The organism is Sphingomonas aurantiaca (assembly GCF_003050705.1).
GTDB lineage: Bacteria > Pseudomonadota > Alphaproteobacteria > Sphingomonadales > Sphingomonadaceae > Sphingomonas > Sphingomonas aurantiaca.
On the sequence record NZ_QAOG01000002.1, the window covers coordinates 658,140 to 673,998 of the forward strand.

13 protein-coding genes are annotated in these 15,859 nt (G+C 67.3%); 7 read left to right on the forward strand and 6 right to left on the reverse strand.

Translation table 11 applies throughout. The features are described from left to right. The first annotated feature begins 7 nt into the window (after positions 1 to 7). The 3 genes from C8J26_RS08540 to C8J26_RS08550 all read left to right on the forward strand — a co-directional run bounded on the left by C8J26_RS08540 (position 8) and on the right by C8J26_RS08550 (position 2,770). A complete protein-coding gene (locus C8J26_RS08540) occupies positions 8 to 784 on the forward strand; it encodes a type III pantothenate kinase (protein WP_107957500.1) in 777 nt (258 codons plus the stop codon). 62 nt (positions 785 to 846) lie between these two features. Beyond that, positions 847 to 2,484, forward strand: a complete 1,638-nt coding sequence (locus C8J26_RS08545; RefSeq protein WP_107957501.1) for a ribonuclease J — start codon at positions 847 to 849, stop codon at positions 2,482 to 2,484. 4 nt (positions 2,485 to 2,488) lie between these two features. Next, the gene (locus C8J26_RS08550; RefSeq protein WP_056418108.1) at positions 2,489 to 2,770 is read left to right on the forward strand and encodes a DUF1467 family protein; all 282 of its coding nucleotides are present in this window, start codon (positions 2,489 to 2,491) and stop codon (positions 2,768 to 2,770) included. Between the two features lie 137 nt (positions 2,771 to 2,907). Here the strand turns inward: C8J26_RS08550 and C8J26_RS08555 are convergent, their stop codons facing one another. Together C8J26_RS08555 and C8J26_RS08560 are read right to left on the reverse strand one after the other, a co-directional pair. Then, complete coding sequence (locus C8J26_RS08555; protein ID WP_107957502.1) at positions 2,908 to 3,687, reverse strand: SDR family oxidoreductase; 780 nt, start codon at positions 3,685 to 3,687, stop codon at positions 2,908 to 2,910. A gap of 101 nt (positions 3,688 to 3,788) precedes the next feature. Further along, positions 3,789 to 6,074: a coiled-coil domain-containing protein gene (locus C8J26_RS08560; protein ID WP_244185218.1), complete on the reverse strand. Its 2,286-nt coding sequence runs from the start codon at positions 6,072 to 6,074 to the stop codon at positions 3,789 to 3,791. Between the two features lie 260 nt (positions 6,075 to 6,334). On the opposite strand from C8J26_RS08560, the gene C8J26_RS08565 reads away from it, so the two are divergent. The 3 genes from C8J26_RS08565 to C8J26_RS08575 all read left to right on the forward strand — a co-directional run bounded on the left by C8J26_RS08565 (position 6,335) and on the right by C8J26_RS08575 (position 10,034). Then, a complete protein-coding gene (locus C8J26_RS08565; RefSeq protein ID WP_107957503.1) occupies positions 6,335 to 7,516 on the forward strand; it encodes a hypothetical protein in 1,182 nt (393 codons plus the stop codon). Between the two features lie 65 nt (positions 7,517 to 7,581). Beyond that, positions 7,582 to 8,646 (forward strand): DUF2336 domain-containing protein, encoded by a 1,065-nt coding sequence (locus C8J26_RS08570; RefSeq protein ID WP_234422745.1) that lies wholly within the window; start codon positions 7,582 to 7,584, stop codon positions 8,644 to 8,646. Continuing rightward, positions 8,643 to 10,034, forward strand: a complete 1,392-nt coding sequence (locus C8J26_RS08575; protein ID WP_107957505.1) for a sensor histidine kinase — start codon at positions 8,643 to 8,645, stop codon at positions 10,032 to 10,034. Before C8J26_RS08570 ends, C8J26_RS08575 begins: the two co-directional genes overlap by 4 nt. Here the strand turns inward: C8J26_RS08575 and C8J26_RS08580 are convergent. Genes C8J26_RS08580 through gltX form a run of 3 tightly spaced genes read right to left on the reverse strand, consistent with a single transcriptional unit; the run spans position 9,996 to position 12,938 of the window. Beyond that, positions 9,996 to 10,199, reverse strand: a complete 204-nt coding sequence (locus C8J26_RS08580; protein ID WP_107957506.1) for a hypothetical protein — start codon at positions 10,197 to 10,199, stop codon at positions 9,996 to 9,998. The genes C8J26_RS08575 and C8J26_RS08580 overlap by 39 nt on opposite strands. Then, positions 10,199 to 11,482 (reverse strand): citrate synthase, encoded by a 1,284-nt coding sequence (locus C8J26_RS08585; protein ID WP_107957507.1) that lies wholly within the window; start codon positions 11,480 to 11,482, stop codon positions 10,199 to 10,201. Before C8J26_RS08585 ends, C8J26_RS08580 begins: the two co-directional genes overlap by 1 nt. Positions 11,483 to 11,507: 25 nt before the next feature. After that, positions 11,508 to 12,938 (reverse strand): glutamate--tRNA ligase, encoded by a 1,431-nt coding sequence (gene gltX / locus C8J26_RS08590; protein ID WP_244185219.1) that lies wholly within the window; start codon positions 12,936 to 12,938, stop codon positions 11,508 to 11,510. 97 nt (positions 12,939 to 13,035) lie between these two features. Here gltX and C8J26_RS08595 point away from each other — a divergent pair, with 97 nt between their 5' ends. Then, positions 13,036 to 15,177, forward strand: coding sequence for a ComEC/Rec2 family competence protein (locus C8J26_RS08595; protein WP_208631362.1), 2,142 nt, complete (start codon positions 13,036 to 13,038; stop codon positions 15,175 to 15,177). On the opposite strand, the gene lexA is transcribed toward C8J26_RS08595, so the two are convergent. Next, positions 15,168 to 15,851: a transcriptional repressor LexA gene (gene lexA, locus C8J26_RS08600; protein WP_107957509.1), complete on the reverse strand. Its 684-nt coding sequence runs from the start codon at positions 15,849 to 15,851 to the stop codon at positions 15,168 to 15,170. The two genes, C8J26_RS08595 and lexA, sit on opposite strands and share 10 nt — an antisense overlap. Positions 15,852 to 15,859 lie beyond the last annotated feature (8 nt).

The window sequence follows — 15,859 nt, forward strand, 5'->3', positions numbered from 1 at the left end:
CCCGCTGATGCTGCTCGCGATCGATGCCGGCAATACCAATGTCGTGTTCGCGCTTGTCGAGAGCGGCGAGATCGTCGCGCGCTGGCGGATCGCGACCGATCCGCGGCGTACTGCGGACGAATATGCGGTGTGGCTGAGCCAGCTGATGCAGCTCGGCGGGCATGATCGTACTGCGGTAGAGGGCGTCATTGTCGCCACCGTCGTGCCGCGCGCGCTCCACAACCTCCAGGTGCTCGCGTCGAAATATTTCGGGACCGACGCGCTGATCGCAGGGCATGCCCCGGTCGAATGGGGCATCGCGATCGATGTCGACGAGCCCGCCTCGCTTGGTGCGGACCGCGCGGTCAACACGATCGCCGCGCATGCGTTGCATGCCGGCGACCTGATCGTCATCGATTTCGGCACAGCGACCACGTTCGACGTCGTCGATTATAGCGGCGCGTACAAGGGTGGGATCATCGCGCCAGGCATCAACCTGTCGCTCGACGCGCTCGTCACCGCGGCGGCCAAGCTGCCGCGCATCGCGATCGAGGCGCCGACCGATACGAGCGTCATTGGGCTCAACACCGTCTCGCAGATGCATATCGGCATCTATTGGGGCTATGTGGCGATGATCGAGGGGCTGGTCGCGCGCATGAAGCGCGAGATCGGCCGCCCCGTGAAGGTCGTCGCCACCGGCGGCCTCGCCACCTTATTCGAGAAACAGACCGACGTGTTCGACGTCATCGAAGCCGACCTGACGATCCAGGGGCTGGCGATGATGTGGGACCGTCACCATATCTAGGGCCATTTGGCTCGCGCCACCGGCCTGAGGGCCATATTCCTGTGTAATCCTGAAAGTAATCAATGACTCCGAAGAACGAACTGCTTTTCTGTGGCCTAGGCGGCTCCGGCGAAATCGGCATGAACGTCAACCTGTACGGCTGCCAGGGCAAGTGGGTGATGGTCGACCTCGGCATCACCTTTGCTGATCCGCAATATCCCGGCGTCGACGTGATTCTGCCCGACCTGTCCTTTATCGAGGACCGGATCGACGATCTGCTCGGCATCGTCATCACGCACGGGCATGAGGATCATATCGGCTCGCTGCCGTACCTCGCCGAAGACCTTGGCGTGCCGATCTATGCGACCCCGTTCACGATGGGGCTGATCCGCGGCAAGCTCGAGGAAGAGGGCATCGCCAACCGCGTGAAGCTCAAGATGATCCCGATGGGCGGCAACTTCCAGCTCGGGCCGTTCGGCTTCACCTTCGTCGAGATGTCGCATTCGATCCCCGAGGCGAACGCGCTGCTGATCGATACGCCTTTTGGCCGCGTGTTCCACACCGGCGACTGGAAGCTCGACGCGACGCCGGTCATCGGCAACCCGACCAAGCCCGAGGGCTTCATGGCGATCGGCGACAAGGGCGTCGACGTCCTGGTCTGCGATTCGACCAACATCCTCAACGACAAGGCTTCGGGTAGCGAGAGCACCGTGCGCAAGGGTCTGTTCGAGGAAGTGAGCAAGGCCAAGGGCCGGGTGATGATCACGAGCTTCGCTTCGAACGCGGCGCGTCTGCACACGTTCGGCGAAGTGGCCAAGGAAACCGGGCGCAAGCTGTGCGTGACGGGCCGTTCGCTCGACCGGATCATCAAGGTCGCGCGCGCGACGGGCTATCTGAAGGACTTCCCCGACACGATCAGCCCCGATGAGGCAATGCGTCTGCCCAAGAACAAGGTGCTGATCATCGCCACCGGTGGTCAGGGCGAGGAACGCGCGGCGCTGGCGCGTGTCGCCAATGGCAGCCACACTATCACGCTCGAGGCCGACGACACGGTGATCTTCTCGTCGAAGCAGATCCCGGGCAACGAGGTCCAGATCGGTCGCATCCAGAACACGCTGGCGGCCAAGGGCATCCGCATGATCACCGAGCGGCAGGCGCACGTGCATGTCTCGGGTCATCCGGGGCGCCCCGAGCTTGCGCAGATGTATGACTGGCTGCGCCCCGACGTGCTGATCCCGACGCATGGCGAGATGCGCCACATGATGGAGCATGCGCGCTTCGGTCTCGAACAGGGTATCCCGCGCGCGCTCGTGCAGAGCAATGGCGACATCGTCCGGCTCGCGCCCAAGGGCCCGGTGAAGATCGGTAACGCGACCGTCGGGCGTCTCGTGCTCGATGGCGACGTGATCCTGCCCGCCGACGGCGCGACGATCGCCGAGCGTCGCAAGCTGGCGATCAACGGCCAGATCTCGGTCGCGGTCGCGCTCGGCAAGGATGGCCGCATGGTCGGCCAGCCGCAGGTGCGCGTGCAGGGCGTGCCGGTCGAGGAAGACCGCGCGGCGTTCATCACCGACGCGGTGCAGGCGGCGGGCGACACGGTGCGTGGGGGCAAGCGCGAGAGCGACAAGATGCGCGAGCAGATCCGGCTCGCGGTGCGCAAGGTCGCCAAGCGCTGGACGGGCAAGCAGCCGATCGTCGACGTCCTGTTGATCGAGGGCTGAGCCCGTGCGCTGGACCTCGGCACTCGCGATCTACGTCCTGTTCTGGGCGTTCTCGGTGTTCCTGGTCCTGCCGTTCGGCGTGCGCACGACGCCGGAGGCCGGGGGCGAACTCGTCCCCGGTCAGGCTGAGAGTGCGCCGGATGAGTTTCGGTCGGGGCGGACGGCGTTGCGCGTGACGGTGGTGGCGACGGTGTTGTTCGTGCTGTTCCAGCTCAATTATTATTATGGGTGGATCACGCCGCAGAGCGTCGATCTGTTCGACCGCGGGAATATGGTGACCCGCTAAATCCTCCCCCGCCAGGGGGAGCTGGCTGGCACTTGCCAGACGGGGGGGGCGGTAGGCGCAAACCTCTGTTCCGTGTCCTCCCCCTCCGTCACCTTCGGTGCCACCTCCCCCTTGCGGGGGAGGATTAGGGAGGGTTATCACCCCGGCGACGCGGCCGAGCCGGCCAGCAGGCCGCCGTCGATGTTGATCTCGGTACCCGTGATATACGTCGCCTCGTCTGAGGCGAGCATTACCGCGACGGCGGCGACCTCGTGCGGCATGCCGAAGCGCTTGAGCGGGGTGTCGGCCACCAGCGCCTGCATCCGTGCGTCGCGGTCGGGCCCGGTGCCCAGCATCGGTTCCCACATCGGCGTCAGGATCGCGGCGGGATGCACGGAGTTGCAGCGAATCTTCCACCCCTGCTGCGCGCAGTAGAGCGCCACCGTCTTGCTGTGGTTGCGGATCGCCGCCTTGGACGACGCATAGGCCGCGGCGAGGGGTATGCCGACCAGTCCCGAGCGCGACGAGATGTTGATGATCGCGCCATTACCCGCCGCTTTCATCGCACCGATCGCATAGCGGCAGCCGAGAAACGTGCCGTCGAGATTGACCGCATGGACTGCGCGCCAGTCCGCGAGGCTGGCCTGTTCGGGATCGTGGGGGCCCATGCCGCCCTCGAAACCCGTCACACCCGCATTGTTGACGACCACGTCGACGATCGGGACGTAGTCCGCCAGTCGCTGCCAGTCCGCCTCGTCCCGGACGTCAAGTCTTTGGAAGCGGCATCCGATCGCCGCGGCGGCCTGCTGGCCGGCGGTCTCGTCGATATCGGTCAGGATGACGTCCGCGCCCTCGTCATGAAAGCGCTCGGCGATGGCGCGGCCGATGCCACGCGCTGCGCCGGTGACGACGCACGTCTTGGTGTTCAATCTTTGCATAGGAGTCTCGAAATGTGAGTCCGGTCGGCGGATTGCTCCGCTGGCGAGGGCCGCGTTAGCGGTGGCGCTGGATCATTTCGAAAACTCCTGGTTGATGCGGGTCAGCGCAGCCGCTCGATCGCCTGCGCGAGCGCCACGTACAGCTTGCCCATGTCCGACGACAACAAAGTCACGCCCAGCGGCGAGCCGTCGCGCTGCGTCAGGATCGCGCGGAGCATCGCCTCGAAGTCGTGGATGTAGCGGTTGACCATCTCGCGGAACGTCTCGTCGTCGTCGTAGAGGCCGGCGATCTCGCGCACTTCGCTCGCGTCGAGGATCCGGACGGCGCGGCGCGTGAAGACGCCGCGATCGCCCTTGAGATACGCGCCCCATGCGCTGTCGGAGATTTCGGGTGCGATCGCCTTGGTGATGTCGATCGAGGCCGAATTGAGCGATTCGATCAGCAGCGACACGCGGCGCGCGAAGGTATCGCTGTCCGCGTCCTCGCGTTCGGTGCGCGCCTCTTCGATCCGTGTTTCGACGATTGCGGTCTTGTCGACGATCGCCTGGACTTCGCGCGCCAGCCGCTCGGTCGCACCGGTTGCGGCGTCGACGGCCGCGTCGGTGGCGTCGGTGAGCGCCCGGACCTGGCGTTCGACGGTATCGTTCGTTGCGCGGCGCATGGCGTCGGCGCTCGCGGCGCCGAGCGCGGCTGCGGCTTCGGGTATGACCTTCGAGAGCGTCTCGCGCGCCTTGTCGGCGGCGACCGTCGCGGTTTCGCGGACCCTGTGCAGTGCCTCGATCAACTGCGGCGCGGCGTCTTCGGCGAAATGCTGCGTGCGGCCGATCGCCTCGTCGACCATCTGGCCGAGCGCATCGGCCTTGGCGCGGCCGGTGTTGAGCGTGTTGAGCAGGTCGGTCGACAGCGTATCGAGGACATGGCGCTGTTCGCCGATGACGCCCGCGATCGCCTCGATCGCGTCGTGCGTGCTCTCCGCCGCGGTGACGAGCGCGAGCAGGTCGGGGCGAGCCGAGACGACGATGCTCTTGCTCGCGAGAACATGCGAATCGAGCCGGCCGAGCGCTTCGGGCATCGTCTCGTCGATCTCGCGCGCGGCCGCGTCCAGCGCGACCAGCAGCGTCTCGGTCGTCGTGATCGTCCGGTGCGCCATCGCGTCGCCGGCGCGCAGCGCTTCGGTCATCGCATCCGCCGATCCGCCGAGCGCGCCGATCGATGCGGCGAGGCCGCGGGTGCGTTCGGTGCCGTGGGTGTGGAGCGCCTCGATCCGCGCTTCGACTTCTCCTAGCCCGGTGTGGAGGTCGTCGACGATCCGCTCAACCGCGCCGCGTTGCAGGTCGAGGCGGATCGCGACCCGCTCGATCGCATCCTCGACGGTGGCGATGCGGCGGGCGAGCGCTTCGGCGCTGTCGCGTGCGGCACTGTCGAGTGCCGCCTGGTTCGCGCCGACCATCGCCAGCATCGCGTCGCCCTGTGCGGCGATACCTTTGCGTGCTTCGTCGACCGCATCGGCGGTGCGGGTGAGCAGCGCGTCGACCGCGCCGGACATGCCATCGGTGACCGATTCGAGATGCGCGCCCGCGGTCTGGCTGGTCGCCTCCATGCGGACGATATGCGCGGCGAGGCGCTGCGCCGCGCCGCTGGCCATCGTATCGGCCTCACGACCGCGTTCGGCGAGCGCGACGATCTGCGCGTCGAGCGCGGCGGCGTGTTCGCTCGCTGACAGACCGGTGCGTTCGAGCCGCTTGGCGACGTCGTCGATATCCGCCTGCGCGCGGGGGAGGGTGGCGATCAGGACGCCGAGGCTGGTCTGCGCGCCGGCGGTCGAGGTCGCGAGATTGCGCGCGTGCGCGGCGGCCTGGTCGATTTCGGAGACCATACCGCGACCGATCGCCGCGAGCTGTTCGGTCGCGCCGCCGCCCATCGCCATCAGCGCGTCGAGCTGCTGTGCAAGCTGCGCGCGGTTTGCGTCGATGGTGTTCGACAGCGCGGCGACGGTACGCTCGAGGCTGGCCGCCTCGTCACGCATCGCCTGCGCGGTGATGCCGAACCGGTGCGCCTCGGCACGGCTGGTGCGCATCGCGAGCAGCCAGACGATCCCGACAAGCGCCGGCACGACGCACAGCGCGGCGATGAACTGGACGAGCGCGATGGGCTCGACCGTCGCGAGCGCACCGCGCGCGATCCACAGCATGGCGGCGAGCCAGACGACCACGATCGCGACGGCGATACTGGCGTAAAGCTTGCCACGTTCAGCCGCAGGCTCTTGATACACCTCGTCGAATTGATGTTCAGCGACGGTTTCGGACATGTCTTCTATCACCGGATCCATCACGATGTCCGCGCGAATGGGATGGGCATTGCCTGCCGCCGCACGAAACCCGATCATTGACGAACCCCCGTTCATGAACATTGGGGGTATCACGGTTTGCGGCCGGACAAAACGGATGATGCGACGATCCGTTACGCATCCATCGGGTAATGAGGGCGGCACGGCCTATCATAGCGGCGGCCCAGACGTGGTCGCGCGGGTCCAGAGCGCTTTCTCGGCCCTATTTTGCGGGCCTCACGTCGAACCGAACCGCGGCGCACGGTGGTTCGGCAGAACGCGGGCTTTGCAGGACGACGCGTACGGCCTAACAGCCAACGATGCTTGCCGGCCTATTATTTGCAATTCATGACGCCGACGATCGCCCTGATCGTCTGGCTGCGACGCTGCCGTTCAGCGGCGTCACCCTTATCGAGTATCAGGCGCGGTTGCTGATCGCGGCCGGTGTGTCGCAGGTGATCGTCGTCGTTGCGCGCATGACGCCCGAACTGCTCGGTGCGATCAACCGCATCGGCCGGCGTGGCGTGAGCGTCGATACGGTGCGCTCCGCGACCGAGGCGGTGGAGAGATTGCACCCGCTCGCGCGCGTCCTGATGCTGGGCGACGGGCTGGTGACGACCGACGCGATCGTCAAGGCAATGGCGAGCGAGGAGGGGGATTGCCTGCTCGTCGTACCCGAGAGCGATGCGGGGCCCGGTTTCGAACGCGTCGGCGGGCAAATGGCGTGGGCGGGCGTGGCGCGGCTGAGCTCGAGCCGGATCGCCGAGGTGGCGGCGCTGCCACAGGACTATGATCTTCAGTCGTCGTTGCTGCGATTGGCGGTGCAGTCGCGTGCGATCCACGTGCTGCTGCCGACCGATGCGGTGCGCGGCGGCCACGGGATCGAGCGGCAGGCGCGGACGCTGGAGGAACGCGGCCGCGCGGTGCTGATGACGATCGTGTCGGGGCGGCGCGGCTGGTTCGACCGGTTCGTGCTCGCGCCGATCGCGCGGCTCGCGCTGCCATTGCTGGTCGATCGCGGTGCGGCGGGAACGACCGTCGGTGCGGCCGGGCTTGCGCTCGGTGTCGCCGGGTTGGTGACGATCGGCTTCGGCCTGTCGTCGACGGGGCTGGTGCTGGCGTTGGTCGGGTGCATCGCACTGGCGCTGGGTTCGGTGCTGAGCGGGCTTCGCGACGAGGCACCGATGGCGCGCTGGCAGACGATGGCGATCGGCGGCGTCGTTGCGGTTGCGATTCTCGTCTTCGCATTCTTCGTCAGCGGCTATGCGGGCGACAACACCGCGCTGGCGATCGGGACCGCGACGGTCGCGCTCGGCGGATTGGCGGAGCGCGCCATTCTCGAACGCGAGCGCCGGCTGTGGTGGGGCAGTCCGGCCGCGTATCTGCTGGTGATTGCGGTGTTCGCGCTGATCGGATTTCCGGTGTTCGGTTTGGGCGTGACCGCGGTCTATGCCACGACCACGCTGGCGGCGGCGATCGAACGATTGCGTCGCGCGCCTTAGGCGGACCTTAACGACCGGGGGGCTAAACACGGATCATGTCGGCCGGCCCAACGATGCAAGACGCTATGCCGTCCTATGATCCAATGGAACGGGCCGAGCGTGCGCGTCTGCGCGCCGAGACGCGGCTGGCGGGGACGATCGCCGACTTTTTCCTGGATGCGGACGCGCGGCTCGACGACCGCACGCGTCTGTTGCTGGCGCAGGTGCTCGGCGCGATCGTCGGGGCGATCGAGTGGGACATAAGGCGGCACGCAGCGCGGCTGCTGGTCGGCGGCGGCGCGACGCGTGCGGGCGAAGCGATGCTGAAGGCGGGGGCGGGGACCGTGCTCGAGCGGCTGACGCGCGCCGGGCTGCTGCGCGACGAAGACCTGATGGACGAACTGATCGCGCGGGTTCGCCATGATCTGATCGCGGCATCGTTGCCGGTCGAGGTGGCCGAACCCGATGAAGCGAGCCTGCTGGTGCGGTTGGCGGGCGTGCCCGACAGCGTCGTCGCATCGGCGGCCTCGGCGCTGCTGGCCGCGGAAAGCCGGCGGCGGGTGGCGAACGAACAGGGGCATGTCGGGGGCAGCGAACTGCCCGCGGAACTCCATCATCGCCTGGTCTGGTGGGTGGCCGCGGCGATCCGCGATGGCTTGAAGACCGCGGCACGCGACAGCGATCGCGCGATCACCGATGCGGCCCAGCGCAGCTTGGCGGCACATGACGAGGGCGAGCGTCCCGATGCGGTCGCCACGCGACTGGCCGCGGCGCTCGATGCGCGACCCAATGAACTGGCCGCGGTGCTGGTCGAATCGATCGGCGATCGGCGGCTCTCGCTGTTCGTCGCGGTGCTGGCGCATGCGCTGGGTATCGCGTTCGATCAGGCGCGGGCGATCACGCTCGATCCCGAGGGCGACCGACTCTGGCTCGCGTTGCGGGCGCTCGACATGGATCGACCGACCATCGCCAGGATCGGTCTCGCGCTGTCGGAAGCCGATCCGCGCCGCGATATCGAGGCGTTTGCGGACGCGTTGGACGCGATCGTTTCGATCGGCGTCGAGGACGCGCGGGCGTCCATCGCACCGCTGGCACTGAACCGCGATTTTCGCATGGCGTTGCGCGCGCTGGCGCGTACGGAACGCCGATGAGCGCGTTCGACCCTTCGACCGAAAGCCCGATCGCCCACGCCATCGTCGCGCCCGACGGTTCGCTGTCGTTCGCGGACCCCGCGTTGATCGCGTTGAACCAGCGCGCGGGCGGAATGCGCGGCGCGCCGCTGGCGGTGCCGCAACTCGCGACGATCGCGCGGCTCGCGCGGCGGCTCGGTATCGTCGTGTCGCGCGGCGTGGTGGTCGCCGATGACGAGACGGATGTTGATCTCTGGGTGCGTGCGCAACCCGATGGCGAGAATGTGCGGCTGACGGTGAGCGGCTGGCGCGAGATCGCGGCGTGGCGGCCGGTACGCGCCTCGCCCGATACGCAGGACGCGTTTCTCGGCAGCGACACCGACTGGCGGTGGGAAACCGATGCGGCGCTGCGGCTGACGTTCGTTACGCTGGATGCAGGGCCCAAGCATGGCTTCGACGCGTTCGCGCTGCTCGGCCAGCCGCTGACGGCGATGTTCTCGCTCGATACCGGATCCGACGGGACGTTGCCTATCCTCGATTCACTGGCAAGGCGCCGGCCGTTGATCGCGCAGCCTGCGCGGCTGCGGAGTTCGGGGCGTGCCGTGACGCTCACGGCCAGCGTCCGTCACGATGCCTCGGGCGATTTCGCCGGGTTCGTCGGCGCGGCGCGGATGGTGGTCGACGATGTCGCACCGCCGGCCGAGACGGAAACGCTGTCGCCGACCTTTACCAGCGGGCTCGACAAGGCGTTGCGAATACCGCTCGCGCGGATCGTCGCCAATGCCGACAGCATCAACGCGCAGGCCGATGGGCCGGTGCAGGGCGATTATGCCGACTATGCCGCCGACATCGCCAGCGCCGGACGCCATCTGCTCGAACTGGTCGATGATCTGGTCGATCTCCAGGCGGTCGAACGGTCCGATTTCACGCTCGTGCCCGAGCCCATCGATCTGGCCGATGTCGCCCGCCGCGCGGCGGGGCTGTTGTCGGTGCGTGCCGCCAATGCCGATGTTACGATCACGCGGCCCGCGGTCGACGTGCGCGTCGCGGCGCTCGGCGATTTCCGGCGCGTGTTGCAGATCCTCGTCAACCTTGTCGGCAATGCGGTGCGCTATTCACCACGTGGGGCGCAGGTGATCGTCACCGCGACGCAGATCGACGGTCGCGCAGCCGTCGTGGTTGCGGACACGGGCAAGGGGGTCGCGCCTGAGGACCAAGTGCGGATTTTCGAGAAGTTCGAGCGGGTCGATCCATCGGAGGCCGGCGGCAACGGGCTCGGCCTGTACATCGCGCGGCGTCTGGCGCGGGCGATGCAGGGGGATCTCACGATCGAGAGCGCACCCGGTCAAGGCGCGCGGTTCGTGCTGACGTTACCGGCGGATCCGGCGCGCCACCAGGATCAGCGCTAAACCGAACGCGGCGAGGAATGCGCCGCGATCCGCCCATGGCCGCTGGTCGAGCATGAAGCTCGACTGCGGCCAATGGACGTATCCGAGCCCCTGGCCGATCCAGAGCAGACCCATCAGTGCGCTGAGCACACCGAAGATCATCAGGATCGGCCGGAGCGTCGTCATCAGCGTGCGTCCATCGGGACGTAGTCACGCGCCGTCGGGCCGCTGTACAGCTGGCGCGGACGGCCGATCTTCTGGTCGGGATCGGTGATCATCTCGTTCCACTGCGCGACCCAGCCGACGGTGCGGGCAAGCGCGAAGAGGACGGTGAACATCGAGGTCGGGAAGCCGATCGCCGACAGGATGACGCCCGAATAGAAATCAACGTTCGGAAAGAGCTTCTTCTCGATGAAGTACGGATCGTTCAGCGCAAGACGCTCGAGCTCGATCGCGACGTCGAACACCGGATCGGTCACGCCCAGCTCGCCGAGCACTTCCTTGACGGTCGTCTGCATGACGGCCGCGCGCGGATCGTAGTTCTTGTAGACGCGGTGACCGAAGCCCATCAGGCGGAACGGATCGTTCTTGTCCTTCGCGCGCGCGATGAACTCGGGGATCCGGTCGACCGTGCCGATCTCGTGCAGCATGTTGAGCGCGGCTTCGTTCGCGCCGCCATGTGCGGGGCCCCACAGGCAGGCGATGCCGGCCGCGATGCACGCGAACGGGTTGGCGCCCGAAGACCCGGCGAGACGGACGGTCGAGGTCGACGCGTTCTGCTCGTGATCGGCGTGGAGGATGAAGATGCGGTCCATCGCCTTTTCGACGATCGGGTTCACGACATACTTCTCGGCGGGGACGCCGAACGTCATCTTCAGGAAGTTGCCGGTGTAGCTCAGCGTGTTGTCCGGATAGACGAACGGCTGGCCGACGCTGTACTTGTACGCCATCGCGGCGATCGTCGGCATCTTGGCGATCAGGCGGTGCGACGCGATGACGCGTTGTGCCGGATCGTGGATGTCGGTCGAGTCGTGATAGAAGGCCGAGAGCGCGCCGACGACGCCGCACAGGATCGCCATCGGATGCGCATCGCGACGGAAGCCGCGGAAGAACTGCGCGAGCTGCTCGTGCACCATCGTGTGGCGCGTGATCGTGTTCGAGAAGTTTGCCAGCTCGTCCTGGCTCGGCAGTTCGCCGTTGAGCAGCAGATAGGCGACTTCCATGAAGTTCGACTGCTCGGCCAGCTCGCCGATCGTGTAGCCGCGGTGCAGCAGCGTGCCCGCGTCACCATCGATATAGGTCAGCTTCGACTGGCACGACGCCGTCGAGGTGAAGCCCGGATCATAGGTGAAATTGTCCGTCTGCGCGTACAGCTTGCGAATATCGATGACATCGGGGCCGACCGTTCCGGACATTACCGGATAATCGAATTCCTTGCCGTCGACCTTGAGGTTTGCGGTCTCGCTCATGCTTGTATCCTTCCTCGAAATCTTATCAGCTCGCCATCCGGTCGGCGATCCGTCCCAGGCTCTCGTCGCGCCCGAGCAGGTCGAGCACGTCGAAGATCCCCGGCGACGTCTTGCGTCCCGTCAGCGCGGCGCGAAGCGGCTGTGCGACCTGGCCGAGCTTTACGCCCCGGGCTTCGGCCACGCGCCGTACCGCGCCTTCGAGCGCCTCCGTATCCCACTTGTCGAGCGCGTCAAGTTCGGCATGGGCATTGACCAAAATTGCGCTCGCTTCGCCCTGTAAAAGGCTCGCCGCAGCGTCATCCATCGCCAATGGGCGCTGGCTGAACAGAAAATTCGAACCCTCGGCCAGCTCGTTCAGGTTCGCTGCCCGCGGCTTCAGGACCGGCATTGCGCGAGTCAGAAGATCGAGTCCGCCGGTCGGGAGGTCGTGTCCCAGACGTGCGGCGGCTAGTTCTGCCAGCCGTGCGTCGTCGGCTTCGCGAATGTAGTGACCGTTGAGGTTTTCGAGCTTCTTGAGATCGAAGCGTGACGGCGACTTGCCGACGCCCGACAGGTCGAACCATTCGATCGCCTGCTCGCGACTGATGATCTCGTCATCGCCGTGGCCCCAACCGAGCCGGAGCAAATAATTGTCGAACGCCTCGGGCAGGATTCCCATCTCGTCGCGATAGGCTTCGATGCCGACCGCGCCGTGGCGCTTCGACAGCTTGGCACCGTCGGGACCGTGGATCAGCGGGATGTGCGCGTAGAGCGGCTCGGGCCAGCCCATCGCGCGATAGATCGGCAACTGGCGGAACGCGTTGTTGAGGTGATCGTCGCCGCGGATGACGTGCGTGACGCCCATGTCGTGATCGTCGACGACGACCGCGAGCATATAGGTCGGGGTGCCGTCCGAGCGGAGCAGGACGAGATCGTCGATTTCTTCGTTGCGGACGGTGACCGACCCTTGCACGCGGTCCTCGATCGTGACCGCGCCTTCCTGCGGCGCGCGGAGGCGGACGACGTGGGGAAGATCGGGCGCGTCGCTCGCCGGGCGATCGCGCCACGGGCTGCGGATGCGCAGCGGCTTCTTCGCTGCCTGCGCCTCGGCGCGCATAGCGGCGATTTCCTCGTTGGTCAGGTAGCAGCGATAGGCATGGCCGTTCGCGACCATCTCGTGCGCGACCTGCGCATGACGCTCGGCGCCGGCGAACTGCATAACCGCGTCGCCGTCCCAGTCGAGGCCTAGCCAGCGCATCCCGTCGAGAATCGCGTCGATCGCGGGCTGGGTCGAGCGGACCCGGTCGGTATCCTCGATCCGGAGCAGGAACTTGCCGCCGTTCGCCTTTGCGAACAGCCAGTTGAACAGCGCGGTGCGCGCGCCGCCAAGATGCAGGAACCCCGTCGGCGACGGAGCGAAACGGGTAACAACGGGTGCGGCCGAATTGGCGGTGCCCGTATCAGATATTGCGCCCAACCGCGGGTGCTCCCAGACTGTAGAAACGATGGCCGGATCAGCCGTCGCCGGCCCTAGCATGCGTCCTTGGCGGCGACAAATAGGCGTGCCGCCCTGGATGGCGGGAGCGGGCCGCACGATCGAGTGCTGGCTGGAGGCGGAGCGCGACCAACTCGTATTGTGGCTGCCGGTGATGTTGGGCGGCGGCATCGCGCTCTGGTTTGCGTTGCCCGATGCGGCGGCGTGGCGGTCGGCAATCCTGGGGCTGGTGGCGATCGGGCTCGCATGTGTTGCGACCGGGCGCGGCGGTCGGGCGGCGCGGGTCTTGGCCCTCGGCATGGCGGCGGCGGCGCTGGGGCTGGGGCTGATCTGGTTTCGCGCGGAAACGGTTGCGGCGCCCGTACTTGGTGGCCCGATGATCGCCAGCTTTTCGGCCAAGGTCGAGGTGATCGAGCCGCTGGTGGCGCGCAGGCTCATGCGGCTGACGCTGCTGCCGGTCGGGGAGGGGGCGGACACCGCGGGGCACGCCGTCGCCTTGCCGCACCGGATCCGCGTCAATCTGGCCGAGCGGGATGCGCCGGGGGGGCTTGGGACGGGCGCGATCGTCCGGCTGCGCGCGCGGCTTATGCCGCCGCCCCAGCCGGCGGTACCCGGTGCCTATGATTTCGCGCGCGTCGCGTGGTTTGGTGGGATCGGTGCCACGGGGCGGGGGTTTGCCCCGGTCGTCGTGACGGCGACGAGCGGATCGGGCGCGGGCATCCGAGTCGCGCTTTCCCGTCATATCGTCAGCCGGCTGGAGGGCAGCGCCGGTGGTATCGCCGCGGCGCTCGCGACGGGTGACGTCGGCGCGATCACCGAGGATGATTCGGAGGCGATGCGGCGGGCTGGACTGGCGCACCTGCTGTCGGTCAGCGGGTTGCACATCACCGCGGCGGTGGCGGCGACGATGCTGATCGTGATGCGGCTGTTCGCGCTCAGTCCGTGGCTGGCGTTGCATGCGCGGTTGCCAGTGATCGCGGCGCTGGCGGGGGCGGCGGCGGCGATCGGCTATACCTTGCTGACCGGAAGCCAGGTGCCGACGATCCGCTCGTGCGTCGCCGCACTGCTGGTGTTGGTGGCGTTGGCGATGGGGCGGGAGGCGATGACGTTGCGGCTCGTCGCGACGGGCGCGATGTGCGTGATGCTCGTGCTGCCCGAGTCCGCGGCCGGGCCGAGCTTCCAGCTCTCGTTTGCTGCGATCACGGCGATCATGGCGTTTCACGAACATCCGGCGATCCGGACCTTTTTCGGCGCGCATGACGAGGGGCGCGTCCGGAAGCTGGGGCGCGGGGTGGCGTCGCTGTTGCTGACCGGGCTGTTGGTGGAAGTCGCGCTGATGCCGATCGCGGTGTTTCATTTCCATAAATCGGGTTTGTACGGTGCGTTCGCCAATATCATCGCGATCCCGTTGACGACGTTCGTCGTGATGCCGCTCGAGGCGCTGGCGCTGCTGCTCGATGTCGGGGGGATGGGGGCACCGGTCTGGTGGCTGGTGCAGGCGTCGCTCGACGCGCTGTTGTGGCTTGCGCACCGCGTGGCCGATGCGCCGGGGTCGGTGCGGGCTCTGCCGGCGATGCCGACTGCGGCGTTTGCGTTGATGGTCGTTGGCGGGATCTGGATTGCGCTGTGGCGGACGCGGTGGCGACGGCTGGGCGCTCTGCCGTTGGCGGTGGGGGCGATCTGGGCGCTGACGACACCCCCGCCGGACATTCTGGTGACGGGAGACGGGCGGCATGTCGCGGTGCGGACGGTGGCGGGACTGGCGATGTTGCGGGACCGGGCGGGGGATTATACGCGCGCTACGCTGGCCGAAAATGGCGGGGTTGATGGCGAACCGTTGTTCCTGGCCGACCAGCCCGATGCGCGGTGCAGTCGGGATCTTTGCGTGACCGATATCGCGGGGGGCGGGCGGACGTGGCGGGTTCTTGCGACGCGGAGTGCGTATATGGTGCCGATCGACCAGCTGCTCGCCGCGTGCCGGACCGCGGATATCGTCGTCAGCGAGCGGAACCTGCCGAGGCGCTGCACGCCGCGATGGTTGCGGCTCGACCGAAATATGTTGCGGCGGACCGGCGGGGTGGCGGTCACCTTGGGCGCTGGCCGGGTGGAGACTATCCTGTCGCCGGGCGATCGTCATCCGTGGCGCGATCCGCCGACGCTCGACGCCGGGCCTCGACCAGCCCGGCGTTTCACCCCGCCGGCGTACCGGTTTCAGTCGTAGCGGCGGAGAATGCCCGAGAGCTTGCCCTGGACGCGGACTTGCGCCGGCGCATAGCGCTGCGGGTCGTAGGCGCGGTTGGCCGGGTCGAGACGGACCATTGCGCCTTCGCGGCGGAAGAACTTGAGCGTGGCTTCGCTGTCCTCGATCAACGCGACGACGATCTCGCCATCGCGGGCGATATCGGTGCGGCGGATGAGCGCATAGTCGCCGTCTAGGATGCCGGCCTCGACCATCGAATCGCCCGACACCTCGAGCGCGTAATGTTCGCCGGTGCCCAGCAACGCGGCGGGGACGGCGAGCATCGTGCTGCCTTCGAACGCCTCGATCGGGACGCCCGCGGCGATGCGACCGTGGAGCGGGATCTCGATGACGTCGTTGGCGGGCTGCGGCGTGGCGGCAGCGGGCGCCGCCTTCACGTTCGACGACTTTGCCGGCGCCTTCTTCTCGGGCTTTTCCGGACGCTCCGGCATCCGCAGCACTTCGAGTGCGCGCGCACGGTTCGGCAGGCGGCGGATGAAGTTGCGCTCCTCGAGCGCGCTGATCAGACGGTGGACGCCCGACTTGGATTTCAGGTCGAGCGCGTCCTTCATTTCCTCGAACGACGGTGACACACCGGTATCGTTGAGGCGATCATTGATGAAGCAGACGAGTTCGTGCTGCTTGCGCGTGAGCATGGCGGTTC

Coding starts and splice junctions, on each gene's coding strand:
- C8J26_RS08540 (WP_107957500.1), top strand. CDS start 8: ATGCTGCTCGCGATCGATGCCGGCAATACCAATGTCGTGTTCGCGCTT.
- C8J26_RS08545 (WP_107957501.1), top strand. CDS start 847: ATGACTCCGAAGAACGAACTGCTTTTCTGTGGCCTAGGCGGCTCCGGC.
- C8J26_RS08555 (WP_107957502.1), bottom strand. CDS start 3,687: ATGCAAAGATTGAACACCAAGACGTGCGTCGTCACCGGCGCAGCGCGT.
- C8J26_RS08560 (WP_244185218.1), bottom strand. CDS start 6,074: ATGATCGGGTTTCGTGCGGCGGCAGGCAATGCCCATCCCATTCGCGCG.
- C8J26_RS08565 (WP_107957503.1), top strand. CDS start 6,335: ATGCTTGCCGGCCTATTATTTGCAATTCATGACGCCGACGATCGCCCT.
- C8J26_RS08570 (WP_234422745.1), top strand. CDS start 7,582: ATGCCGTCCTATGATCCAATGGAACGGGCCGAGCGTGCGCGTCTGCGC.
- C8J26_RS08575 (WP_107957505.1), top strand. CDS start 8,643: ATGAGCGCGTTCGACCCTTCGACCGAAAGCCCGATCGCCCACGCCATC.
- C8J26_RS08580 (WP_107957506.1), bottom strand. CDS start 10,199: ATGACGACGCTCCGGCCGATCCTGATGATCTTCGGTGTGCTCAGCGCA.
- C8J26_RS08585 (WP_107957507.1), bottom strand. CDS start 11,482: ATGAGCGAGACCGCAAACCTCAAGGTCGACGGCAAGGAATTCGATTAT.
- C8J26_RS08595 (WP_208631362.1), top strand. CDS start 13,036: ATGGCGGGAGCGGGCCGCACGATCGAGTGCTGGCTGGAGGCGGAGCGC.
- lexA (WP_107957509.1), bottom strand. CDS start 15,851: ATGCTCACGCGCAAGCAGCACGAACTCGTCTGCTTCATCAATGATCGC.